The sequence below is a fragment of the Glaesserella parasuis genome (genome assembly GCF_017352235.1).
GTDB classification, from domain to species: Bacteria; Pseudomonadota; Gammaproteobacteria; order Enterobacterales; family Pasteurellaceae; genus Glaesserella; species Glaesserella parasuis.
Map to the genome: position 1 here is coordinate 1,492,484 of NZ_CP071487.1, position 22,993 is coordinate 1,515,476.

Genomic DNA, 22,993 nt, shown 5'->3' on the forward strand with positions numbered 1-22,993 from the left:
AGCCCCTACAGTTTTTATATCTAATACACATCGTAGGGGCAAATCATATTTGCCCCGAATTCCGCACCAATTTATTTTAGAGCTAATGTCATTATCCCCTACGTTTTTATGTCTAATACACATCGTAGGGGCAAATCATATTTGCCCCAAATCCCGTACCAATTTATTTTAGGGCTAATGTGATTAGCCTCTACAATTTTACATATAATTGATCTAATTCCCACAAAATAGGATTATTTTGAATATATTCATAAATTTTCAAATAGGATTTTTCATCTCGAATAATATGCTCATAATAATTGCGTTGCCAAACATCAAGGATATTTGTATTTTTTCTTGCCCAAGATGTTACACCTGATTTAAAACCACGCACGATTGAACCGATTGTTTGCGATGTCCCTTTTTGTAGGGGCAAATTACATTTGCCCTTATTATATTCGGTAATTTCAATAATGCCGTGTAAATGATTAGGCATAACAACAAATTCATCAACTCTTGCCTGTGGGAAAAATTCTGGGATTTGTTCCCAACATTTTTTCACATAATGACCTAAATTATTTAGCAATATTTGTTGATTGACAATTTGTCCAAATAAACATTCTTTGTTTTTACAACAAATCGTAATGAAATAAAATCCATCTTTGCGATAATCATAATGTTTTAAACGAATGGATTTTCGATGATGAATACTTGCATTATATTTTGTCATAAAATATTTATTTCGAGATTTATGAGGCAAATGTAATTTGCCCCTACATATTTACGTAAACAAACTCACCACCAACGCCAACACCGCAGGCGCTCCCTGTTTAATCAAAATCCCTTTATTCTTGGCACTTATCGCTCCATAAACCGCCGCCACGATCACGCAACTTAAAAAGAAATAAGTAACCGCACTTTGTTGAATACAAAGGGAAAAAATAAGCCCAGCGGCTAAAAATCCGTTATATAACCCTTGATTAGCAAACAACAACTGAATTTTAGGATTTCTTGCTGTTTGTTCATCTAAATTAAAAATCTGCCTTGCCTTCGGACTATTTAAGGCAAACATTTCCAAATACATAATGTAGAAATGTTCAAGGGCGACAAGTGTAGTTAAAATATAAGCTAGTATTGACATTATTTTTCCTAAGAATGATTTAGTTCAAAAATCATCTTCTGATTTTCAATTTCTCGCACCAACTCTTCTTCTGATGGTAAATATGCCATATATTTGCTGGCGAAAAGCTGCGAGCTGTAGTTCAATACCGAATATTTCGCCACTACGCTATCGGTTTCGGTGCAAAGTAACAAGCCGATAGTGGGGTTATCATCAGGGCGTTTTTGCAAATCATCGTACATTCGCACATACATATCCAGTTGCCCAATGTCTTGATGAGTGAGTTTTTCTGTTTTCAACTCAACGATCACAAAGCATTTTAAAATGTAATTGTAAAAGACCAAATCAATAAAGAAATCGGACGTTTCGGTGCGGATACATTGTTGGCGAGCTACGAAAGCAAAGCCTTTGCCCAGTTCCAACATAAATTGTTGCAGATTATCAATCAACGCTTTTTCTAGCTCTGCTTCGGTGTATGCCAAGTTAGTCGGCAAATTCAAAAATTCCAATACGGTGGGCGATTTAATCAAATCGCAGGCTTGTAATGGCACGGATTTTTCCAGCATCTCCGCTTTGACGATACTCTGGTCTTGGCTTGCTAACAAGCGGTCGTAATAAAGCGTAGAAATGTTGCGATCAAGAGTTCTTACCGACCAATTATTTTCAGCGGCTTCTTTTAGGTAGTAAAGACGAGCTTTGTCATTTGATACCTTTAATGAACGCTGAAAATGAGACCACGATAATTGTGCGAACACCGTTCGCACTTTTGGAAAATCAGGAAATAAAACATAGAATTGTCGCATTTCCCACAGGCTACGTTTACTAAAACCTTTGCCAAACTCATTCGTTAATTCAACAGAAAGATTTTTTATAATCTCTTTCCCATAAGCCGCCCTATCAGCCCCATTTTGTTCTTCCAAAACAATGCGTTCGCCAATTTTCCAATAGGCTTCAACCATTGCTGAATTGACAGCGGTATAAGCCTTTTGGCGTGCATTAGAAAGAATTTGCTTAATTTCTAAAAGATAACTGCTGTTGATTAAATCCATATCTAGCTCCGATAACTACTTAAAAATTAATCTATTTTTTACAACAACCTCGCCGCATCGCTATCCAAATACCACTCCGTTACGCCATTTTTGGCTTTAATTTTTGCCGCTGGGTAAGGCAAGTTTTCCGCTGGGGTGGTTTGGATTTCTTTGAGAATTTCCGCTTTGCTTGCCCCTGTGACTAAATAAGTAATGCGTTTAGCTTGTTCAATCAATTTAGCCGTTTTGGATATGCGGATTTGCCCTGTTTCAGGGTGTTTGGCAATAATTGCTAAATTTGGATCATTGAAATCCGTTTGATGTGGGAAAAGGGACGCGGTATGTCCGTCCGTTCCCATGCCTAAAATAATCCAATCAAACTCGCCATTAGGTACACAAGCGGTCAGTTCTTGTGAAAATCTTACAAGTTCTTGCTCTACAGACTCTTCACCACGAATACGGTGGATATTTTCTGTGGGGATCTGGATATGATCGAACAGTGATTTTTGCACTTCGCCATAATTGCTTTCAGGATCTTGTGGCGGAACCATACGATCATCGCCCCACCAAAAATGTAAGTTTTGCCATTGAATTTGGCTTTTATATGGCTCTTGTGCAAGGGTTTTAAACAGCAGTTTTGGCGTACTTCCGCCTGATAAGGAAATATGCACGGGGCGGTTTAATTGACTATATAACACAAATTCTTGTGCGATTTTTTCCACCGCACTTTGTGCTGTTGGGAATGTGATGTAGTTCATAAAATCCTTGTAGCAACTGTGTTTACACTTTTTTCTTCATCAAACCACTTGGTTTACGCCACACTTTGCCGTGTTTGGCGATCAATTTATCGGCTTCAGAAGGCCCCCAAGTACCTGCTTCGTATTCATAAATACGCCCACGTTCCGCTTTATAGTCCAAAATCGGTTGAACAAATTTCCAGCAGGCGTGTACTGCATCGGTACGAGCGAATAGGGTTGCATCGCCTTTCATTGCATCTAATAATAGACGTTCATAAGCCGTTAATAGACTTGGCGAAGCAAGATCGGCATAGCGGAAATCCATTGATACTTCTTTCGCTTCAAAGCCAGCACCAGGTTTTTTCAAGCCGAAACGCATTGAAATGCCTTCGTCGGGTTGGATACGAATAATCAATTTATTATCAGGAGCATTTTGACTAAAGACTGGGTGTGGGGTTATTTTAAAGTGAATAACCACTTCTGTAACACGAGCAGGTAAGCGTTTCCCTGTTCGTACATAGAATGGCACGCCAGCCCAACGCCAGTTGTCAATCTGGCAACGTACTGCCATATAGGTTTCAGTGTTAGAGTCTTCAGGCACACCTTTTTCTTGTAGATAGCCTTTAACTTCTTCGCCGTTAATGGTGCTTGCGGTATATTGTCCTAAAACAAGGTTATTTTTAATATCATCATTTGAAAGTGGATGCAGACAATGTAGCACTTTCGCCACTTCATCACGCATTGAGTCGGCATTGATAATTGCAGGTGGCTCCATTGCGACCATTGCTAACACTTGCAATAAATGGTTTTGGAACATATCACGCATTGCCCCTGAGCCATCATAATAACCGCCACGATCTTCTACACCAATAGATTCTGCCCCTGTGATTTCAACATAATCGATAAAATTACGGTTCCAGAGCGGTTCAAATAGACCATTAGAAAAACGCAAAACGAGCAAATTTTGCACGGTTTCTTTGCCTAAATAGTGGTCGATACGGTAGATCTGATGCTCTTCAAAATACTTGTGAATTTGAATATCAAGGGCTTTTGCCGTTTCAATATCGTAGCCGAAAGGCTTCTCAACAATGATCCGTTTCCAGCCAAATTCTTCTGTTGTTAAACCGTGTGCTGAAAGGCATTCAGGGATAACGCCGTATAAACTGGGTGGCGTAGAAAGATAATATAGCGTATTACCGCCTGTGCCATATTTGTCGTGCAGTTCATCTAAACGTGGCAATAATTTTGCATAATCCACTGCATCAGACGTATTTACCGATTGATAATAAAGGTGTTCGCAAAATTTTTCTAACACATCACCGCTTGCATTTTCAAGCTTGACTAAGGTGTCGTGCATTTTTTGACGAAAAGTTTCATCGGTCAAAGGGGAACGAGCGACCCCTAATACAGAAAAATGTTCAGAAAGTCTGCCGATTTTATAAAGATTATAAAGGGCTGGAATTAACTTGCGGTAGGTGAGATCCCCAGACGCACCAAAAATCACAATACAATTATTGTCTGCTTTCATTTGCAATCCTAGAAAATGTAAAAAAATTGTTAGATTTCATAACAAAATATAACAATAAGTAAAATCAATTAAAAGAAAAAATCTGTTGCCAATCACGTTGTTTATTTGCCACCATTATAAAATAAGGGTTTACAAAGGTTTCACGTTGATTATAGCTTAACGGTTGGAAGTGAAGATCGAAGACCTGACCGCCTGTTTCTGCGAGTAACACTTCAGCAACAGCCGTATCCCATTCTCCAGTATCCCCTAAACGCACATAGCAATCCGCCTTACCTTCAGCAACCAACCCAGCTTTTAAGCTACTTGAACCGAATTGAAGAAAATCCACTTGATAAGGGGGAAGCACAACTTGGCGAATTTTGTCGCTACTTGATGTGCCAATAGTCACTTGCAAGCGGTGTGATTTATCGTCATTTTGACTATTCGAATTAAGACGACGGATCTCGTCATTTTCTCTAACAAAAGCACCGCTTGCACGCATTGCGTAGTAGGTTTTGTCTAAGATCGGCGAATGAATAACCCCCAAAACAGGACGATTTTGTTGAACTAACCCAATCACAACCGAAAATTGATCGGTTCTATCAATAAATTGCTGTGTCCCATCAAGCGGATCAACGATCCAATACTCTTGCCATTGCGAACGCTCCGAAAGTGGAATTTTACAACTCTCTTCTGACAAGATCGGCACATTTGGGGTCAATTTCTGTAATTGTTCAATCACAAACTGGCTAATAAAAAGATCAGCTTCAGTCACAGGGGTTTTATCTGCTTTAATCTGAATTTCCACAGAACGATGATAAAAGCGTTTGAGATGCTCTCCTGCTTGAGTGGCAATATTAAGGACATCATTTAATAGTTGTTGAGTAAGTGTTTGCATATAAAACTCCTTAATTTATCTCCCAATAATACCGCACAATGTGTTGAAAGCCAAAGGTTATTGATCGGCTAATAGACATTGGCCGCTAGCTTACAACATTTGTGTTTTATATCTAGGGTTTAAAGGGTAAAGGTAAATACATGATTCTTATACAAGGATAAATCCCCTAGTTTGTCATCCTCCTAGATTTCGCTATAATGCTCCGCTTTTAAAAACTACAAGGAATAACTATGTTTGAACTCAATCCGATTAGAACCCAATTAGCCGATTTAGCCGAACGAACCCGTACACTTCGGGGGTATCTTTGACTTCGATCTAAAGGTCGAACGCTTAGAAGAAGTCAATGCTGAATTAGAACAGCCGGATGTCTGGAATAATGCTGAAAAAGCTCAGGCGTTAGGCAAAGAACGTGTTGCTCTTGAAACTATTGTGAATACGATTAAAACACTTGAGCAAGGCATTGAAGATGTTGAAGGCTTAATTGAGCTAGCCGTTGAAGCAGAAGATGAAGAAACCTTTACCGAAGCACAACAAGAAGCTAACCAGCTAGAAGAAAAATTAGCCCTGTTGGAGTTTCGTCGTATGTTTAGCGGTCAGCACGACGCAGCAGATTGCTATGTGGATTTACAGGCAGGTTCAGGCGGTACGGAAGCCCAAGACTGGACAGAAATGCTACTGCGTATGTATTTACGTTGGGCAGAAAGCAAAGGTTTTAAAACCGAGTTGATCGAAGTATCCGATGGCGATGTGGCAGGATTAAAATCGGCGACCATTCGCGTATCGGGGGAATATGCTTTCGGTTGGCTGCGTACGGAAACAGGGATCCACCGTTTAGTGCGTAAAAGTCCGTTTGACTCAAATAACCGCCGCCACACCTCTTTTGCGGCAGCATTTGTCTATCCTGAAGTCGATGATGATTTTGACATTGAAATTAACCCTGCCGATCTGCGTATTGACGTGTATCGTGCTTCTGGTGCAGGCGGTCAGCACGTTAATAAAACAGAGTCTGCAGTGCGTATTACCCATATGCCATCAGGTATTGTGGTGCAGTGTCAAAACGGACGCTCACAACATCAAAATAAAGATCAAGCAATGAAACAGCTCAAAGCGAAGCTCTACGAAATGGAAATGATGAAGAAAAACGCAGAAAAACAAGCAATGGAAGAGAGTAAGTCTGATATTGGTTGGGGCAGTCAAATCCGTTCTTATGTGCTAGATGATTCGCGTATCAAAGATTTGCGTACGGGTGTTGAAAATCGCAATACCCAAGCGGTGTTAGATGGTGATTTAGACAAGTTTATTGAAGCGAGTTTGAAAGCTGGGTTATAAAAGATGCGCATTAGATTTACTGGATGCTAGTAGAAATCCCCGTTCTGAAGAACGGGGAAAACTTTGGATGCTAGAGAGATTATGATATTTTAATTCGTCGCAATAATCACTGCCCTTTTCGGTGCAGGATACCCTTCTATCGTTTTGGAATGATCTTGAGGGTCGAGGAAATCAACCAACGATTCATTTTCTAACCAATCTGTTTTACGCTGTTCTTCTAATGTGGTGACCGCTTCATCAACACAACGAACATTTTTAAAGCCAACTTTTTCAAGCCAATTAATCAACGCTGGTACAGACGGGATAAAATACACATTTTTCATTTTGGCATAACGGTCTGCTGGCACCAGCACATCATTAATATCACCGTCGATAACCAAAGTTTCTAACACCAGCTCTCCCCCTTTGACTAACTGATTTTTCAGTTGGGCAAGATGGTCTAGCGGCGATTTACGGTGATACAACACCCCCATCGAAAATACCGTATCAAAGGCTTGCAAGGGTTGCATTTGCTCAATGCCTAACGGAATTAAATTGGCTCTGCGGTCGTTATTTAACAATTTTCGCACCGCTTCAAATTGGCACAAAAAGAGTTCCGTCGGGTCGATCCCCACCACCATTTTTGCCCCTTCGCCCACCATTCGCCACATATGGTAGCCACTGCCGCAGCCCACATCTAAAATCAAGCGGTCTTTTAACGGTGATAAATGGGGCAAAACCCTATCCCATTTAAAATCGGAACGCCATTCACAATCAATATGTACACCATACAGATGGTAAGGACCTTTTCGCCACGGCATAAGCTGTTTTAGGTGATGCACCAAGCGTTGCGTTTCACCTGCAGACAACGGCTCAACCAAACGAGCTTCAACCTTATCTGCCAAATTAATTTCACAAGGCAAGCTAGGTAAATGGTCTAGCATTTTTGCCCATTTGGCATAATCTCCATGCGTCTGTTTTTCCCATTGTTTGAGCTGTAAAGGAAGTGTTTCCAACCAAGCAGATAACGGCGAGGTGGCAATTTGTTGATAAAAAGGACGAAAATCAATCATAATCTTTTCAAATAAAGTAAATAAGCGGCGAGATTTTAATGAAAATTTTCTTGATAAGCAAAAACACTTACCTAAAAATAGTCGAAAAGCAGGGCAACCACATATGTTGTCCATTTTTCAACCTACACGCCGAGCAACAGCTCATCTCGAAATTCATCTGACCAACCAGCAGCGGTCAATTTCCCTTTCATACTCTGCTTTTTCGGGTGTAATCGAGCCAAGTTCAACGCTAATCGACGCAAAATTGCCAGATTTTCCGCACCCCATTCATCGGTCACCGCACATTCGTCTTCTTTATAGACCACATCTAGCACCCAATGGGCTTTGTTTTCCACTTCCCAATGCCCTCGCACACACTTCGCCAATATTTGAATATCAACATCCAAACTACTGATATAAAAGACTTTTTCTTGCGATTCTTTGCCATTATCTGACCGCTTGCGACACACCTCCAACACCGATTTTATCCCCTTCCATTCCTCCGCTTTGCTCAGCCAATCACTCACTTTCAGCTTACGGTAGTAACGCTCATCAATTCGACTACGTTCCGCATTTACCTCCTCATACGTCTCAAGCATTTCGGGGCAATCTCGGCTGATTTTGTGAAAATACGCCTCCACTTCCGACTGAAATTGACGGTGATTTTTCTTCAACGGCATCACATAATCCCCTTTCTTTTCGATGATTTTCTCGGCAATTTTCTTCTGTGTATTCATCGCATCCACCGTTATAACGGCATTTTTTAAGCAAAAACTATCGATAATTTCCATCACCGCCTGCTGCTCATTTTGCTTACCCGAGGATTTTTTCTGCGATAAAATCAAACCACGAGACTGGCTCCACACCGTCACACTGTGCAAAGCACTTTGGGTTTCCGGATTGAAACTATGACGAAGTGTCTTGCCATCAATCGCAATCACTTCACGTCCTTGTTGTGTGCGTATCTCATTGATAAAATTAAGAAAAACCTCATTAAACGCTTGTGGCTCAATGCGTTTTATTACACGGGCGATAGTATCATCGACAGGAATACCACACTCAAAAGGACGATATTTTCGCAACCAATCCAAATGTAATTCGCCAAAAAGTTTGATTTCAGTCCAGCTGTTTGCCCCCGAAATCACGGCACTGACGACGAGAAAAACGATGTCTAAAAAGTGGTGTTTTTGATTATAGGCTCGTGGGTCGGATAAATTTTCAAAAAAACGAAAAACGCTCATTTTACAACCTGATTTGATATGGATAATTAAGGTGTATTAGATCATAAATTTGAGAAAGATGCGATCTTGCCCTGCAAACGACATAGAAATTTGGTATAATTTAGTTCGCCAAAACCTAACCATTCCATACAAACTAAGCGGTCAAAATCCGCAAGCGATTGGCAAAAGTGTGGCAGGTAATAGCACAAAAATTCATTTAGCGGTAGATAGTTGTGGAAATCCTATTGATTTTGTTCTGACGGGGGTGAAGTTCACGACAGTAAAGCTGCACCTGAGCTTGTGGAATTGTTACCTGACAGTGAGACCATTGTTGCAGACAGAGGTTATGATTGTGAAGCCTTACGAGCACTTATTTTGACGACAACAAAAGCAGTTCCAGTTATACCTCGTAGACGAAATTCAAAGGTGGGTAATGATGATATAGACTGGTGTTTATATCGTTATCGCCATTTAGTTGAAAATGCGTTTGCTTTTTTAAAACAATACCGAGCCATTGCGACTCGGTACGATAAGTTAGCAAGAAATTATGCGGCATCGCTAGCAATGATTTGTTGTATTCGCTGGGGGAAATTGTTGTTTGGTTAAGATTTAAACTCAAAAGATCAACAGCCCCTAGATGTTTGAATTTGACTATCTCTAAATAGGCCGTATGTCAGGGCGAATAAAGATTCGCCCCTCATATGATTATTCAATCACAATACGATCTCGGTTTTTTTCAAGTGTCGCTTTCCCGATACCTGAAACTTCGGTGAGCTGCTCAACATTTAAAAACTTACCGTTTTTCTCACGATATTCCACAATTGCCTGAGCCTTTTTCGCTCCAATACCTACTAACTTATCTTGGATTTCTGAGGCTGTCGCAGTATTGATATTTACAACATTCGCATTTACTTTTTGTGTCGCTGCGACTTGTTGCATCACTACTGGTGTAGGTTCTGTTGACGTAGTTACTTTTTCTTCAGCAAATGTTGTTGCAGAGAAAAGCCCAAATAAAAGACTGAATGTGTAACGAGAAAGTTTTTTCATAAATTACTCCTTAAAGGTTGGTTTAAATTGCACGCATACCTTACAAATCAAACAAACAGCCTGCAATGAGTAAAAATGTGTTTTTCGACGCAGATCGAAAAAATTGAAAAATCTTCTAGACAATACTGCTATTTTTTTGTTTTAGTAAAAAGTTAGCAAAAATAGCAAGCTTATTGTGAAATTTTTCTGAAAATCCATCAGAAATCCTTTAGAATAATACAATGTTTCCTTAAACTTAATCATTTGGGATACTCAAAATGAGCCAACAAAATTTACGTAAAGAACCTGTTTTTGGTGAGCCTAGCGCAGTAAAAACAGAGAACGAAAATTCGGAAAGCAAATTAACTCTCTCAGCACATAAACTTACTAAGAAGGTTAATTTTTCATTACATTCAACTAAATCGCCAGGACACACTTTTACTCCAGTAATGAAGCGTCCTGTAGGTGGTACTTTTTCTTTTGCCTCAATGGAAGAACAAAGAAATCAACAAGATTCAAAAGAGCGTACATTGGAGCAACAAAAAACATCTGTATTTATGTTTTCTCCTGTTGTCACCACAACAGAGGGGCCATTATCTGAAGCATCCCAAAAGGAAACAGAAACAACAAATGCCGAGCAACCAGCAATGACTACTCAAACTATAGAGAGAATTCTGCCTAGTTCTCAACCTAATTTTCAAAAATCAATCGCAGAAAAGGTACCATTTCAATCTCGCCGATTACTTCTTGTGGGGACATTGGTATTGGCATCACTTGTGATTCTTTTCTTGTTAAAACCAAATACACCGGAAACACTGGAACAATTGGAACAAGATAATACTCTACCTATTGAATTCCGCCCAGTTGATGAAGCAGAAGCGAAGCGAGCAGAAGAAGCAAAAGCATTAACTGCCCCACAAGCTCAAGTAGAGCAAGCTCCCCCGATATCTCCCCCCGTAAACACCGTAGAAATAATACTGCCATTAACAACGGGAGGTTCGGCAGTTTCATCTAACGTTGAAAATGCTTCTATTACGCCTATTTCTGTAACAAGTACAGAAATTACAAAGCCTACTGAGGAAATCGTAACAAAACCAACAAGTAGCACAAGTGTGAGCTACCAGATGGAAGAAGAAAAATCAGAAGTAGAGAAAATTCAAGCTGAGAAAACTCAAGTAGAAAAAATTAAACCAGTTTCTGCTGTAACTCAAAAAGCAGAGGTCAACATAGAAAAAGAACAGCCTGCTAAAACAAAAGTGGTAGTCGTAACTGCTAAACCTGTTGTTACATCAGCTTCATCTGGCTTTATTTCAAGCAAGACATTAACGATTCCAAAAGGTGTATCTTTAATGCAGGTTTTCCGTGACAATCATCTAAATATTTCAGATGTAAACGCTATGAGCAAAGCAAACAAAGCGGTCAGCAATCTCAAAGTCGGAGAAAAAGTAACTGTTCGATTAGACAAAAATAGCCGTGTTGTTGAAATGAGAATAAATGCTGGAATTTATACTCGCCAATCAAATGGTACTTATATTTTTAAATAATAAATATTGAGGCAATAATATCATCATTGCCTCTCTCTATATTTAAAAGGAGATACGAGATGATATCCATAATAGTGAGGAAGTATTCTTCAATATATGCAATGATAGCATTGCTCTCTGCTTGTACGGTACCTGCTGTATCACCTGTTTCTCAACTTGAAAAGTCATTAATACCAACAAAAAATACCCAAATGATTGTTAAAATTAATGAACGTATTTATTACGAATATCTATGTGATAATAAACAAATCGTTAGGGTACAATATGACAACACAAAGAAAAATAGAGCTGTTGATATTACTTTTCAGCAAAGTACCCATACGCTTTATTCAAGTGTGACGAAAAAAGGCAAAAAATACAGCGATATCCGCTGGATATGGTCAGAAGATTTTGATGGCAAAGGCACATTGCGAGATAACCGCAATAAAATCCTTGCCGAAAACTGCGTGAAGCAATAGGAAGCATAATGAATATTTTAGTTATTGCACCTTCTTGGGTTGGGGATATGATGATGTCCCACGCCCTTTATCAACAGCTCAAAACCAACTATCCGAATTGCCAAATTGACGTGATGGCACCCGACTGGTGTCGCCCGTTACTTTCTCGTATGCCAGAAGTTCGCAAAGCGATTTCAATGCCAATCGGTCACGGCTCGTTTGCGTTATGTAAGCGGTACAATTTAGGCAAAAATTTGCGAAATCAATACGATATGGCAATCGTTCTGCCTAATTCATTGAAATCTGCTTTTATTCCGCTGTTTGCTAAAATTCCCCAACGTCGTGGCTGGAAAGGGGAAATGCGTTATAGCTTTCTCAACGATTTACGCACGAATAAAAACGACTATCCGATGATGGTACAACGTTATGTGGCACTTGCGTTTGAGCAAGGTAAAATCCCGACAGCAGAAAACTTACCGATTGCTTATCCTTACCTACAAGTCGATAGCGAGAAAATTGCACAAACCAAACAACATTTTGCTAAACAGTTTGAATATGCCGAAAACCGCGAAGCGGTTGGTTTCTGCCCAGGTGCAGAGTTTGGACCTGCGAAACGTTATCCCCATTACCACTATGCAACACTGGCTCAAAAACTGATTGAGCGAGGCTATTCCGTGCGTTTATTTGGTTCAAAAAAAGATGAAGAAGCCGGGGAACAAATTCGCAATAGTTTGCCTGAAGCCTTACAACGCTACTGTATCAACCTTGCAGGACAAACGGATTTAAACCAAGCTGTTGATTTAATTGCTGATTGCAAAGCCGTTGTCAGCAACGACTCTGGATTAATGCACATTGCCGCTGCTCTTAACCGACCGCTTGTTGCGCTCTATGGTCCAACTAGCCCGCAATATACGCCACCGCTCTCTAAATCTGCGGTGATTATCCGCTTGATTGAAGGTGGTTTAATTAAGATCCGCAAAGGCGAAGGGCAAGACGGTTATCACCAAAGTTTGATCGATATTCAGCCTGAAATGGTGTTGGACAAGTTAAATAATAAGCTGTCAAAAAAAAATTCACTTTAATTCTTTTCATAGACGTTTTTTATTTTATTTCTCTAGCTATTTAGATAAAATAATCGTCGTTTATTAGGTATAATCGTTTGACCTTCGGAGTTGCAATGAAAAATATTTTAGTGATAAAGTCAAGTATTCTTGCGGATAAATCAAAATCTAATCAATTGGTTGATCACTTCAAGTCTCAAATTTCAGCTAATATTATAGAACACAACTTAGGTGAAAATCCGCTCCCGTATTATGATATAAATGCTGTATTAGATATACGAGGAAAATCACAAGATGATACTCAATATAATGCTCTGACTCTTTCTAATAATCTGATCAATGAAGTAAATCAATGCGATCTCATTGTATTTGCTGTTCCTATGTATAATTTAGGTATACCAGCACAGCTTAAGACATATCTAGACTATTTAACCCGTATTGGCGTAACTTTCCGTTATACAGAAAATGGTCATGAAGGTTTAATTAAAGGTAAAAAAGCTATTGTTGTGCTTACTCACGGAGGAGTCTATAGGGATACACCTACAGACTTAGCCAAAATGTATATGCATGCAGTTCTTAATTTTATTGGTATTTTTGACATCGAGTTTGTTTACGCGGAAGGTCTTGGCTATGGAGCAGAAATTTCAGATAAAGCTCTTGAAGCGGCTAAAGTTGAACTGGATCGTATTGCTCAAACATTCTAATTTAATGATAAATACACCGTCTAATTAGGCGGTGTTTTTATATGTAACCGTTTGTCTTTTATCCATATCAAATAACTACGCAATATTTACAAATAATCATTTCAATCTTACTGCTTTTCAGTTAGTTTATTACTGTCTATTTGTTTATCTTAACTATAAGGAAACTCACTATGGAAACTCTCTTTCAAGTAGCTCAAAATTGGTTAGATCAAGATCCTGATTTAGAAACTCGTGCAGAGTTAGAGCAATTGATTTCGCAAGCAAAAGCAAATGATGCGAAAGCTCAAGCTGAATTATCTAGCCGTTTTGATGGACGTTTACAATTTGGTACTGCAGGCTTACGCGGTCGCTTACAAGCAGGTTCAATGGGTATGAACCGTGTACTTGTTGCTCAAGCTGCGGGTGGTTTAGCAGAATTTCTAAAAGGCTATGACAAAGAGCCATCTATCGTGTTAGGTTATGATGGACGTAAAAATTCAGATGTGTTTGCGCGTGATACTGCAGAAATTATGGCAGCAGCAGGCATCAAAACTTATCTTCTTCCAAGAAAATTACCGACCCCAGTGCTTGCCTATGCAATCAAGTACTTTGATACCACAGCAGGTGTAATGGTCACAGCAAGCCATAACCCACCTGAAGATAATGGCTATAAAGTTTATTTAGGTAAAGCAAACGGCGGTGGTCAAATCGTATCGCCAGCAGACCAAGAAATTGCAGCTTGTATTGATAAAGTAGCACAAGGCAGCATCAAAGACTTACCACGCAGTCAAAATTACACCGTATTAGATGATGAAATTGTTGATGCCTATATTGCAAAAACAGCAAGCCTTGCTAAAGAGCCACAAGTTGATATTAACTATGTTTATACCGCAATGCACGGCGTAGGTTATGAAGTATTAAGCAAAACATTAGCCAAAGCAGGTTTACCGCAACCATCTATCGTTGCTGAACAAGTATGGCCAGACGGTACATTCCCAACGGTGAACTTCCCGAACCCGGAAGAGAAAGGTGCATTAGATTTAGCGATTAAAGTAGCTAAAGAGAGAAATGCGGAATTTATTATTGCGAACGACCCAGATGCAGACCGTTTGGCAGTGGCAGTACCAGATGCACAAGGTAACTGGAAACCTTTACACGGCAACGTTATCGGTTGTTTCTTAGGTTGGTATTTAGCAAAACAATATCACGCACAAGGCAAAAAAGGTGTTCTAGCGTGCTCACTTGTTTCTTCCCCAGCACTTGCAGAAATTGCGAATAAATATGGCTTTGAGTCAGAAGAAACATTAACGGGCTTCAAATATATCGGTAAAGTAAACGGCTTATTATTCGGCTTTGAAGAAGCATTAGGCTACTTAGTTGATCCAGATAAAGTGCGTGATAAAGATGGTATCTCTGCAGCAATTATGTTCTTAGATCTTGTGCGTAGCTTGAAAAAAGAGGGCAAAACCTTAGCAGATTATGCAGATGACTTTACTAGAGAGTTTGGGGCTTATGTAAGCGGTCAGATCTCTATCCGTGTTGATGATTTATCAGCAATCGGTAAGTTAATGACTGCATTACGCACCAATCCACCAAGCGAAGTGGGCGGTTTCAAAGTAGCGACTTTCTTAGATCATACGAAAACAGATCGCCAAAGCGATATTTTAGTCTTTGTGCTTGAAAACGGCAGCCGCTTAATCGCTCGTCCATCAGGTACAGAACCGAAAATCAAGTTCTACTTAGATGCTCGTGGAACTGATCCGAAAAATGCAGAAGAAGTATTAGCACAGTTTGATGCAAGCGTGCGTGCAATTCTTCGTCAAGAGCAGTATGGTAAACAAGATTGCTAGTTGATTAAAATGTTAAAGCCAGATAGATAGTAAAAAGTGTTGGTTTTAGTTTTTCTATTACCGACACTTTTTATATTTCCGTTTAATATTCATTAATCACCTATCAAATGTAATTTTTATTAAGAAAATGATGAACAATAAATTCAATCCTAACCCCCCTAGTTTTAAGTCAGTAAAAGCATGCCAACCTTTTAAATTTAAAACGAAAAAATCTTCACTACAACAAGATTATGTTCAAACATCAAAAAATGAGCACTACAAAGACAAACCAAGTTTATCGATTTATACAACTGAAGCTAACAAATCTAGTAAAGAGGGCTTTGTAAAAGTCAGTGTAAAAGACAGAAACAAAGCTATAAAAAGTAAAAGTGGTGCCCTATCTCCAAGAGCACCAGAAAAAATCCGTAATAATCGAGCCAGTGAAATGAAAGTTTATGGAGAACATGCTTGTTCTGCTATTTTTCAACAACGCCCTGAAGCTATCGTTCGTTTATGGATTACCTCTGAGTGTGCCAAAAAAACAGGAGCGTTATTAAGCTATCTTGCAGATCATAAAAAGGCATATCATTTAGTAGATACTGAAGAAATGCTGAGAGTTACAGGAACAGAGCATCACGGTGGTATGTGTTTATTAGTAAAAAAATCTACACCATTCTCGTTAGAAGGCTATTTACAACTAGAACGACAACATGATTGCTTAATACTATTAGATGGTGTAAATAATGCTCAAAATATAGGGGGAATTATACGTACTTGTGCCTTTTATGGAATAAAAGGCATTATTGTAGAAAATAATGACATACTGAATTCAAGTAATGCTGCTCGTGTTGCTGAAGGCGGTCTAGAATTTGTGTATCCCTTAGAGACAAAACATAAACACATTGCCTTAATGCAGTTACGTAAGGCTGGTTATCAAATTGTGCATTTAACTCGCCAAAGGCAAGCGCCACATTTATCTAGAATAGTATTATCTAAAAAGATTGTATTTGTTTTAAGTGAAGTTATATCAAATGAAGTTGAATATCCTGAAGATAGTATTGTTCAGCTCTCATTTGCTAATTCTCTCAATAGTGGGCTGAATGTGGCTGTAAATGCAGGGATTTTATTAGCGCAATGGTATCAAAATCATATGTTATAGCGACTAAATGATTTTACTCTAAAGATAGTCAGAGATGATTATTTATACTTATGTTGAGTCTAAGCATTAATTATGTCTATTTGTTCACATAAACCTTGCACTTTTCTGATCGGAACAGACCGCTTTTTTGCATTCTTTTTTTGATACAACGGAGCCATTGAGGTAAAATCTTGACTTATTTTGTAACGAAAAGATAACGATAATGACAACGCAACTTTCCTTAGAGCAAATTTTAACTCTCGTTAAAGCGGATATGCAGGCAGTCGATCAGGCTATTCTTGCTCAGCTCAATTCAGATGTTGTTCTGATTAATCAACTAGGGCATTACATTATTAGCGGTGGTGGCAAGCGTATTCGTCCATTGATTGCGGTATTGGCTGCAAATACGGTTGGCTATAAAGGTCAAGAGCATATTACTTGTGCAGCTTTTGTTGAGTTTATTCATACAGCAACCTTACTACACGATGATGTGGTTGATGAGTCGGATATGCGTCGTGGACGTGAAACGGCAAATGCCCGTTTTGGTAATGCGGCAAGTGTGCTTGTGGGTGATTTTATTTATACCCGTGCGTTCCAAATGATGGCGAGTTTGCGTTCTCTTGATGTGTTACAAGTGATGTCTGATGCAACAAACGTGATTGCCGAAGGTGAAGTTCAGCAGTTGATGAATGTCAATGATCCTGAAACCACCGAAGAGAATTATATGCAGGTAATTTACAGTAAAACCGCTCGCCTGTTTGAAGCGGCAAGTCAATGCTCTGCGATTGTATCAGGTGCAGACCAAGCGACTGTGATTGCAATGCGTGATTATGGTCGCTATCTCGGTACGGCGTTCCAACTGGTTGATGATATTTTAGATTACAGTGCGAATGCTGAACAATTAGGCAAAAATATCGGCGATGATTTAGCCGAAGGTAAACCAACCTTGCCATTGCTACACGCAATGCGAAGCGGTAATCTGCAACAAGCAGCATTAATCCGTGAAGCGATTGAACAGGGCGGAAAACGTGAAGCCCTAGACGAGATTTTAGCGATTATGGCGGAGCATAAATCCTTAGATTACACAATGGAACGTGCCAAACAGGAAGCTCAGAAAGCCGTTGATGCAATTGCTATTTTGCCGGAAAGCGAATATAAACAAGCGTTGATTTCATTGGCGTATTTGTCGGTGGATCGTAGTTATTAAGTAAATGTTACTTTTCTTTGCTTCGCCAAAGAAAAGTAACCAAAAGAAAGGCGACCCTACTTCACCGCTTATCTTCGCTTAGTTTAAATTTGCTTAACGGAACATTTTAAATTCGCCAACTTCGTTGGCTCAGAGAAAAATGTTCCTACAAATTTAAACACGCTCAGGCGGTTCAGAAGGGGTTATATATTGTGATAAGAAAATATAAATGACAGAACACCAACCTCAAGAACACAAAGAAGCGTTACAACAAAAACGCAAATTAACCCGTAAAGGCAAAGATCCGAATACCCCTTTTGTGCGTGAAAAATTAGAACTGCCAAACGGACACAACAAACTTTTACTACACTCTTGCTGTGCGCCTTGTTCAGGTGAAGTAATGGAAGCTATTCACGCTTCAGGGATCGAATTTGCGATCTACTTCTACAATCCAAACATTCACCCACTCAAAGAATACTTGCTTCGTAAAGAAGAGAATATTCGCTTTGCAGAAAAACACGGCATTCCGTTTATTGATGTCGATGACGATTATGAAAACGACCGTAAAGAGTGGTTCAAGAAAGCAGAAGGTATGGAGTGGGAGCCAGAGCGTGGCATTCGTTGCACAATGTGCTTTGATATGCGTTTTGAGAAAACCGCCAAATATGCCCACGAAAACGGCTATCCTGTTTTTACCAGCTGTTTAGGGATTTCTCGTTGGAAAGATATGAACCAAATCAACGGTTGCGGACACCGTGCGGCAGCGGCTTATGATGATGTGGTTTATTGGGATTACAACTGGCGTAAAGGTGGCGGTTCACAACGTATGATCGAAATCAGCAAACGTGAACGTTTTTACCAACAAGAGTATTGCGGTTGCGTTTATTCATTGCGTGACACGAATAAATGGCGTTTAGAAACAGGGCGACAACGTATTGAAATCGGCAAATTGTATTATTCACCCGATTAAAAAATCTCCCCCTGCCCCTCTTTTTCAAAGAGGGGGAAATTTGCAAGCGGTTAATTTTCAACAAATTTTTACAAATTTAAAAGAGGAACAAACAATGTCTAAATTTGCAATGGTATTTCCGGGACAAGGTTCACAAGCGGTTGGTATGCTTGCTGATCTTGCACCTGTTTACCCTGTGGTAGAACAAACTTTCAAACAAGCAAGCGATGTGCTTGGTTATGATTTATGGGATTTAGTCCAAAACGGCACGGCGGAAGATTTGGGTAAAACTGAACGCACCCAGCCTGCGTTATTGGCAGCTTCTGTTGCTTTATATCGCATTTGGCAAGAGAAATTCCCTGAGCAAAAACCTGCGGTAATGGCAGGACATAGCTTGGGCGAATATTCGGCGTTAGTTTGTGCCGACGTGTTGGATTTCCAAGATGCAATCAAATTAGTCGAATTGCGTGGTCAAGCAATGCAAAGTGCTGTGCCAGCTGGTACTGGGGCGATGTTTGCGATTATCGGCTTAGATAATGAAGCGATCATCAAAGCGTGTGAACAAGCGGCAAGTGAAATCGGCGAAGTGGTTTCAGCGGTAAACTTTAACTCACCAGGTCAAGTGGTGATTGCAGGCACAAAAGCAGCGGCAGAGCGTGCAGGCGAATTATGTAAAGAAGCAGGCGCAAAACGTGCATTACCGTTAGCGGTGAGCGTGCCTTCACACTGTGTGTTAATGAAACCAGCAGCAGAAAAATTAGCGGCGGCATTGCAAAATATTTCGTTAAACGCACCGCTTGTTCCAGTAATTAACAACGTAGATGTTGCGGTTGAAACTGATGCAGATAAAATCCGTGATGCGTTGGTTCGCCAACTTTATAGCCCTGTGCGTTGGACGGAGACTGTCGAAAAAATGGCACAAGATGGTGTAACAACACTGTATGAAATCGGTCCAAATAAAGTACTGACCGGCTTGGCAGGTCGTATTGTTAAAGAATTATCGGCAAAAGCGGTAAATGATGTGGTATCGTTTGAGGCGGTGGTGTTTTAATTAAAAATTTCCCCCTTTGAAAAAAGGGGGATTAAGGGGGATTTAAAGATCTGGATATTTTCCCGTACCATTTAAAATCCCCTCTAGCCCCCCCTTTTTCAAAGGGGGAAATGGTTAAATTCAATTAGGAAAAATATACATGCAAAACAAAATCGCATTAGTCACGGGAGCAACTCGTGGAATTGGGCGTGCAATCGCTGAAGAATTAGTGTCTAAAGGTGCATTCGTGATTGGCACGGCAACCTCAGAAAAAGGGGCAGAGGCAATCTCAGCTTCCTTAGGTGACAAAGGCAAAGGCTTAGTGTTAAACGTGGCTGACCTTACCTCAATTGAGCAAGTGCTTGCTCAAATCAAAGAACAGTTTGGCGACATTGATATTCTCGTGAATAACGCAGGGATCACTCGTGACGGTTTATTGATGCGTATGAAAGAAGATGACTGGTTCGACATTATTCAAACCAACTTAACATCAATCTACCGTTTATCTAAAGCGGTATTACGTCCGATGATGAAAAAAGGCGGTCGTATTATCTCTATCGGTTCGGTGGTTGGTTCAGTGGGTAACCCAGGGCAAACCAACTACTGTGCGGCGAAAGCGGGTCTTGTTGGCTTCTCTAAATCACTGGCTAAAGAGGTGGCTTCTCGTGGCGTAACGGTAAACGTGGTTGCCCCAGGTTTTATCGCAACGGATATGACAGACGAACTTACCGAAGATCAAAAAAATGCGATCTTAAGCCAAATCCCAGCAGGCAAACTTGGTTCAGCACAAGATATTGCAAAAGCGGTGGCATTTTTAGCTTCTGATGATGCAGCATATATCAACGGTGAAACCATTCATGTGAATGGCGGTTTATATATGAATTAATTATTTCAAAAAATAAATAAAAGCTGAATTTTGTAATAGGCAAAATTCAGCTTTATTTTTATCTATTATTGTGGATAATAAATCCTCTTTCAAAAATAAACTAGAGAAATACATTATGGTTAAAAATATCTTTGTCATCGGCTTTATGCTGTTTGCAATTTTCTTCGGGGCAGGTAACTTAATTTTCCCGCCGAAATTGGGTTTCGATAGCGGAGCAGATTTCTGGACTGCAATTTTAGGCTTTACCTTAACAGGTGTTGGCTTACCTTTAATCGCAACTATCGTTGCAGCTTGCTACGAAGGTGGTTATAAAAAAGCCCTTGAAAATATCCACCCAGCGATTTCGTTGCTTTTCTTAGCGGCAATCTATTTGACAATCGGTCCATTCTTCGCAATTCCGCGTACGGGAGCGACCGCTTATGATATGGCAATTGTGCCGTTTGTAGGTCAGCCCGATTCTACATCGCTATTTATTTTCACAGCTGTCTATTTTGGTTTAGCACTTTGGTTAAGTCTAAACCCAAGCAAAATGATCGACCGCATTGGTACAATTTTAACCCCTGCATTATTAATTCTAATTATTGCCTTAGTGATCAAAGTGATAGCTCTATTCTCAGGCGTCGAAACAGCAGAAGCTAAAACCTTAGAATCACCTTTAACAAGCGGTATCTTAGAAGGCTATCAAACAATGGACGCATTAGCAGCCTTTGCTTTCTCTGTGTTAGTGATCAATGGTATTAAAGCAAAAAATGCAAATAGCAACGTATCTTTAGTTAAACAAACGACTTACGCTTCTTTTGTCGCTGCAATTTCATTAGCCGTTATCTATATTTCTATCGGCTGGATCGGTTATAAAATTCCATTAAGTGCAGAAACAGTGGCAGACGTTGCTGCTAAAGGGCAAAACTTAGGGGTATTTATTTTAAATGAAACCACAACCCAAGCCTTTGGTGAATTAGGTCGTACCGTATTAGGTTTCATCGTAACTCTTGCGTGTTTAACCACAGCGATTGGTTTGATTGTAGCAACATCAGCTTACTTCAATAGCATTTTCCCGAAAATTTCATACCAAGTTTATGCGGTGATTTTCACGTTAATCGGCTTCGGTTTAGCAAACCAAGGTTTAAATGAGGTAATTAGCAAGTCTGTACCTGTATTACTCGTGTTATACCCGATTTCAATGACTGCATTGTTGGTATTATTAGTGAACTTATTCTTCCCATTACCACGTTTAGCACAAGGTTTATCGATTGTATTTGTAACGGTCATTTCAATCTTATCTGTGGCAGGCGTTGAATTTATTGCTCAACTTCCACTTAAAGCCTACTCAATGGAGTGGTTGCCATTTGCACTTGTTGGCTGTGTGATTGGTTATGTGGTTGGTAAAGTGAAAAAAGATTAATTCATCTTATTTTGTTGTATAGGGGCGTTTTCGCCCCTTTTTTATAAGGAAAAACAATGCCAGAATTACCCGAAGTCGAAACAAGTATGAGAGGCATCTCGCCTTACCTTGTAGGGCAGAAGATCAAAGAGATTATTGTTCGTCAGCCGAAATTACGTTGGGCTGTGAGTTCAGAGCTTTCAACTATGCAAGGGGCGACGATAATTAAGATTTACCGCCGAGCTAAGTATTTAATTATTCAGACAGATAAGGGCGATATTTTAGTTCATTTAGGAATGTCGGGATCGTTGGGTATTTTATCGGTCAAAGAGAATAAGGCGATAGATAAGCACGATCATATCGATCTCATCACAGAAAACGGCGTAATCTTACGTTATAACGACCCACGGAAATTTGGAACCTGGCTTTGGGCAGAGCAAGCTGAAACAGCAGAGTTATTAGCAAATTTAGGACCAGAGCCTCTTTCAGAAGCCTTTACAAGCGGTTATTTATTTGAAAAAAGTCGCAATAAAACGGTTGCTGTGAAAAACTTCATTATGAATAACGCTATCGTCGTTGGCGTGGGCAACATCTATGCTTGCGAATCACTTTTTATGGCTGGAATCCACCCCGAATTAGCCACACAAAATCTAACCGCGAAACAGTGTGAGAGATTAGTCACTGTGATTAAAGAGGTTTTGACAAAAGCGATTATCCAAGGAGGAACGACTTTGAAAGACTTTATTCAACCCGATGGAAAACCTGGATATTTCGCCCAAGTATTACAAGTCTATGGTCGCAAAGGCGAGGAATGTAACGATTGTGGCTCTATTATTGAAGCTAAGGTAATCGGGCAACGAAATAGTTTCTATTGTCCAAAGTGTCAGAGATTACCGAAGTAAATGACATAGTAGACAAATGTGTTAATGTTTTACAAACTATGCGTTTAATCGGTGTTATATAGCACTTGCTACATAACACTGCTTTTTATATG

At 39.8% G+C, this 22,993-nt stretch carries 22 protein-coding genes and 1 pseudogene; 14 read left to right on the top strand and 9 right to left on the bottom strand.

Annotation, left to right across the window (positions count from 1 at the left end):
• Positions 1-190: 190 nt before the first annotated feature.
• The 6 genes from J1G47_RS07515 to cysQ form a co-directional block, all read right to left on the bottom strand.
• Complete coding sequence (locus tag J1G47_RS07515) at positions 191-709, bottom strand: transposase (RefSeq protein ID WP_012621943.1); 519 nt, start codon at positions 707-709, stop codon at positions 191-193.
• A 51-nt stretch (positions 710-760) separates the two neighbouring features.
• A complete protein-coding gene (locus J1G47_RS07520; protein ID WP_012621944.1) occupies positions 761-1,120 on the bottom strand; it encodes a DUF1304 domain-containing protein in 360 nt (119 codons plus the stop codon).
• 8 nt (positions 1,121-1,128) lie between these two features.
• On the bottom strand, positions 1,129-2,148 hold the full coding sequence (locus J1G47_RS07525) for a PDDEXK nuclease domain-containing protein (protein ID WP_075592693.1): 1,020 nt from the start codon (positions 2,146-2,148) through the stop codon (positions 1,129-1,131).
• Positions 2,149-2,186: 38 nt separating this feature from the next.
• A complete protein-coding gene (gene pgl, locus J1G47_RS07530; protein WP_075592692.1) occupies positions 2,187-2,885 on the bottom strand; it encodes a 6-phosphogluconolactonase in 699 nt (232 codons plus the stop codon).
• A gap of 22 nt (positions 2,886-2,907) precedes the next feature.
• Positions 2,908-4,392 (bottom strand): glucose-6-phosphate dehydrogenase, encoded by a 1,485-nt coding sequence (gene zwf, locus J1G47_RS07535; protein ID WP_005711691.1) that lies wholly within the window; start codon positions 4,390-4,392, stop codon positions 2,908-2,910.
• 64 nt (positions 4,393-4,456) lie between these two features.
• Complete coding sequence (cysQ, locus tag J1G47_RS07540; RefSeq protein WP_010787081.1) at positions 4,457-5,269, bottom strand: 3'(2'),5'-bisphosphate nucleotidase CysQ; 813 nt, start codon at positions 5,267-5,269, stop codon at positions 4,457-4,459.
• Between the two features lie 230 nt (positions 5,270-5,499).
• Here cysQ and prfB point away from each other — a divergent pair.
• Positions 5,500-6,598 (top strand): peptide chain release factor 2 gene (gene prfB, locus J1G47_RS07545; RefSeq protein WP_106405085.1). Its coding sequence is split into 2 segments (ribosomal slippage): positions 5,500-5,574 and positions 5,576-6,598, totalling 1,098 coding nucleotides; the frame shifts between segments, so codons are not numbered across the junction.
• A gap of 89 nt (positions 6,599-6,687) precedes the next feature.
• On the opposite strand, the gene cmoB is transcribed toward prfB, so the two are convergent.
• Both cmoB and J1G47_RS07555 read right to left on the bottom strand, forming a co-directional pair.
• On the bottom strand, positions 6,688-7,650 hold the full coding sequence (cmoB, locus tag J1G47_RS07550; RefSeq protein WP_160416133.1) for a tRNA 5-methoxyuridine(34)/uridine 5-oxyacetic acid(34) synthase CmoB: 963 nt from the start codon (positions 7,648-7,650) through the stop codon (positions 6,688-6,690).
• A 122-nt stretch (positions 7,651-7,772) separates the two neighbouring features.
• Positions 7,773-8,870, bottom strand: a complete 1,098-nt coding sequence (locus J1G47_RS07555; RefSeq protein ID WP_012621948.1) for an ISAs1 family transposase — start codon at positions 8,868-8,870, stop codon at positions 7,773-7,775.
• A 136-nt stretch (positions 8,871-9,006) separates the two neighbouring features.
• On the opposite strand from J1G47_RS07555, the pseudogene J1G47_RS07560 reads away from it, so the two are divergent.
• Positions 9,007-9,455 (top strand): annotated as a pseudogene (locus J1G47_RS07560) (IS5 family transposase); the annotation flags it as partial.
• 99 nt (positions 9,456-9,554) lie between these two features.
• Here J1G47_RS07560 and J1G47_RS07565 read toward each other — a convergent pair.
• The gene (locus J1G47_RS07565; RefSeq protein ID WP_010786294.1) at positions 9,555-9,896 is read right to left on the bottom strand and encodes a ComEA family DNA-binding protein; all 342 of its coding nucleotides are present in this window, start codon (positions 9,894-9,896) and stop codon (positions 9,555-9,557) included.
• Between the two features lie 257 nt (positions 9,897-10,153).
• Here J1G47_RS07565 and J1G47_RS07570 point away from each other — a divergent pair, with 257 nt between their 5' ends.
• The 12 genes from J1G47_RS07570 (at position 10,154) to mutM (ending at position 22,901) form a co-directional block, all read left to right on the top strand.
• Positions 10,154-11,419, top strand: coding sequence for a LysM-like peptidoglycan-binding domain-containing protein (locus J1G47_RS07570; protein ID WP_075621034.1), 1,266 nt, complete (start codon positions 10,154-10,156; stop codon positions 11,417-11,419).
• Positions 11,420-11,520: 101 nt separating this feature from the next.
• Positions 11,521-11,877 carry an MliC family protein gene (locus J1G47_RS07575; RefSeq protein ID WP_232422199.1) on the top strand — a complete coding sequence of 119 codons (357 nt, stop codon included), beginning with the start codon at positions 11,521-11,523 and terminating at the stop codon, positions 11,875-11,877.
• Positions 11,878-11,885: 8 nt separating this feature from the next.
• The gene (gene waaF / locus J1G47_RS07580; RefSeq protein WP_207326553.1) at positions 11,886-12,938 is read left to right on the top strand and encodes a lipopolysaccharide heptosyltransferase II; all 1,053 of its coding nucleotides are present in this window, start codon (positions 11,886-11,888) and stop codon (positions 12,936-12,938) included.
• Between the two features lie 95 nt (positions 12,939-13,033).
• Complete coding sequence (locus J1G47_RS07585; protein ID WP_021111029.1) at positions 13,034-13,621, top strand: FMN-dependent NADH-azoreductase; 588 nt, start codon at positions 13,034-13,036, stop codon at positions 13,619-13,621.
• Between the two features lie 170 nt (positions 13,622-13,791).
• Positions 13,792-15,450, top strand: coding sequence for a phospho-sugar mutase (locus J1G47_RS07590; RefSeq protein ID WP_010786298.1), 1,659 nt, complete (start codon positions 13,792-13,794; stop codon positions 15,448-15,450).
• A gap of 130 nt (positions 15,451-15,580) precedes the next feature.
• A complete protein-coding gene (locus J1G47_RS07595) occupies positions 15,581-16,588 on the top strand; it encodes a TrmH family RNA methyltransferase (RefSeq protein WP_021111027.1) in 1,008 nt (335 codons plus the stop codon).
• Between the two features lie 202 nt (positions 16,589-16,790).
• A complete protein-coding gene (gene ispB, locus J1G47_RS07600; protein ID WP_044009400.1) occupies positions 16,791-17,774 on the top strand; it encodes an octaprenyl diphosphate synthase in 984 nt (327 codons plus the stop codon).
• Positions 17,775-17,982: 208 nt separating this feature from the next.
• Complete coding sequence (locus J1G47_RS07605) at positions 17,983-18,723, top strand: epoxyqueuosine reductase QueH (RefSeq protein WP_012621953.1); 741 nt, start codon at positions 17,983-17,985, stop codon at positions 18,721-18,723.
• A gap of 94 nt (positions 18,724-18,817) precedes the next feature.
• Positions 18,818-19,753 carry an ACP S-malonyltransferase gene (gene fabD / locus J1G47_RS07610; protein WP_005713998.1) on the top strand — a complete coding sequence of 312 codons (936 nt, stop codon included), beginning with the start codon at positions 18,818-18,820 and terminating at the stop codon, positions 19,751-19,753.
• A gap of 139 nt (positions 19,754-19,892) precedes the next feature.
• Entirely contained in the window at positions 19,893-20,618 is a 726-nt protein-coding gene (fabG, locus tag J1G47_RS07615) for a 3-oxoacyl-ACP reductase FabG (protein ID WP_010786301.1), read from the top strand.
• A 115-nt stretch (positions 20,619-20,733) separates the two neighbouring features.
• Positions 20,734-22,020 (top strand): branched-chain amino acid transport system II carrier protein, encoded by a 1,287-nt coding sequence (gene brnQ / locus J1G47_RS07620; RefSeq protein ID WP_010786302.1) that lies wholly within the window; start codon positions 20,734-20,736, stop codon positions 22,018-22,020.
• Between the two features lie 56 nt (positions 22,021-22,076).
• Positions 22,077-22,901 (top strand): bifunctional DNA-formamidopyrimidine glycosylase/DNA-(apurinic or apyrimidinic site) lyase, encoded by an 825-nt coding sequence (gene mutM, locus J1G47_RS07625; protein ID WP_075604743.1) that lies wholly within the window; start codon positions 22,077-22,079, stop codon positions 22,899-22,901.
• The last annotated feature ends 92 nt before the right edge of the window (positions 22,902-22,993 follow it).

What these genes read in the sequence shown, in the direction of transcription:
- J1G47_RS07520 (WP_012621944.1), bottom strand. Translation starts at nt 1,120, where the DNA reads ATGTCAATACTAGCTTATATTTTAACTACACTTGTCGCCCTTGAACAT.
- J1G47_RS07605 (WP_012621953.1), top strand. Translation starts at nt 17,983, where the DNA reads ATGACAGAACACCAACCTCAAGAACACAAAGAAGCGTTACAACAAAAA.
- cysQ (WP_010787081.1), bottom strand. Translation starts at nt 5,269, where the DNA reads ATGCAAACACTTACTCAACAACTATTAAATGATGTCCTTAATATTGCC.
- fabD (WP_005713998.1), top strand. Translation starts at nt 18,818, where the DNA reads ATGTCTAAATTTGCAATGGTATTTCCGGGACAAGGTTCACAAGCGGTT.
- J1G47_RS07565 (WP_010786294.1), bottom strand. Translation starts at nt 9,896, where the DNA reads ATGAAAAAACTTTCTCGTTACACATTCAGTCTTTTATTTGGGCTTTTC.
- ispB (WP_044009400.1), top strand. Translation starts at nt 16,791, where the DNA reads ATGACAACGCAACTTTCCTTAGAGCAAATTTTAACTCTCGTTAAAGCG.
- J1G47_RS07570 (WP_075621034.1), top strand. Translation starts at nt 10,154, where the DNA reads ATGAGCCAACAAAATTTACGTAAAGAACCTGTTTTTGGTGAGCCTAGC.
- J1G47_RS07555 (WP_012621948.1), bottom strand. Translation starts at nt 8,870, where the DNA reads ATGAGCGTTTTTCGTTTTTTTGAAAATTTATCCGACCCACGAGCCTAT.
- J1G47_RS07575 (WP_232422199.1), top strand. Translation starts at nt 11,521, where the DNA reads ATGATAGCATTGCTCTCTGCTTGTACGGTACCTGCTGTATCACCTGTT.
- J1G47_RS07590 (WP_010786298.1), top strand. Translation starts at nt 13,792, where the DNA reads ATGGAAACTCTCTTTCAAGTAGCTCAAAATTGGTTAGATCAAGATCCT.
- J1G47_RS07525 (WP_075592693.1), bottom strand. Translation starts at nt 2,148, where the DNA reads ATGGATTTAATCAACAGCAGTTATCTTTTAGAAATTAAGCAAATTCTT.
- pgl (WP_075592692.1), bottom strand. Translation starts at nt 2,885, where the DNA reads ATGAACTACATCACATTCCCAACAGCACAAAGTGCGGTGGAAAAAATC.
- brnQ (WP_010786302.1), top strand. Translation starts at nt 20,734, where the DNA reads ATGGTTAAAAATATCTTTGTCATCGGCTTTATGCTGTTTGCAATTTTC.
- J1G47_RS07515 (WP_012621943.1), bottom strand. Translation starts at nt 709, where the DNA reads ATGACAAAATATAATGCAAGTATTCATCATCGAAAATCCATTCGTTTA.
- fabG (WP_010786301.1), top strand. Translation starts at nt 19,893, where the DNA reads ATGCAAAACAAAATCGCATTAGTCACGGGAGCAACTCGTGGAATTGGG.
- cmoB (WP_160416133.1), bottom strand. Translation starts at nt 7,650, where the DNA reads ATGATTGATTTTCGTCCTTTTTATCAACAAATTGCCACCTCGCCGTTA.
- J1G47_RS07595 (WP_021111027.1), top strand. Translation starts at nt 15,581, where the DNA reads ATGAACAATAAATTCAATCCTAACCCCCCTAGTTTTAAGTCAGTAAAA.
- zwf (WP_005711691.1), bottom strand. Translation starts at nt 4,392, where the DNA reads ATGAAAGCAGACAATAATTGTATTGTGATTTTTGGTGCGTCTGGGGAT.
- waaF (WP_207326553.1), top strand. Translation starts at nt 11,886, where the DNA reads ATGAATATTTTAGTTATTGCACCTTCTTGGGTTGGGGATATGATGATG.
- mutM (WP_075604743.1), top strand. Translation starts at nt 22,077, where the DNA reads ATGCCAGAATTACCCGAAGTCGAAACAAGTATGAGAGGCATCTCGCCT.
- J1G47_RS07585 (WP_021111029.1), top strand. Translation starts at nt 13,034, where the DNA reads ATGAAAAATATTTTAGTGATAAAGTCAAGTATTCTTGCGGATAAATCA.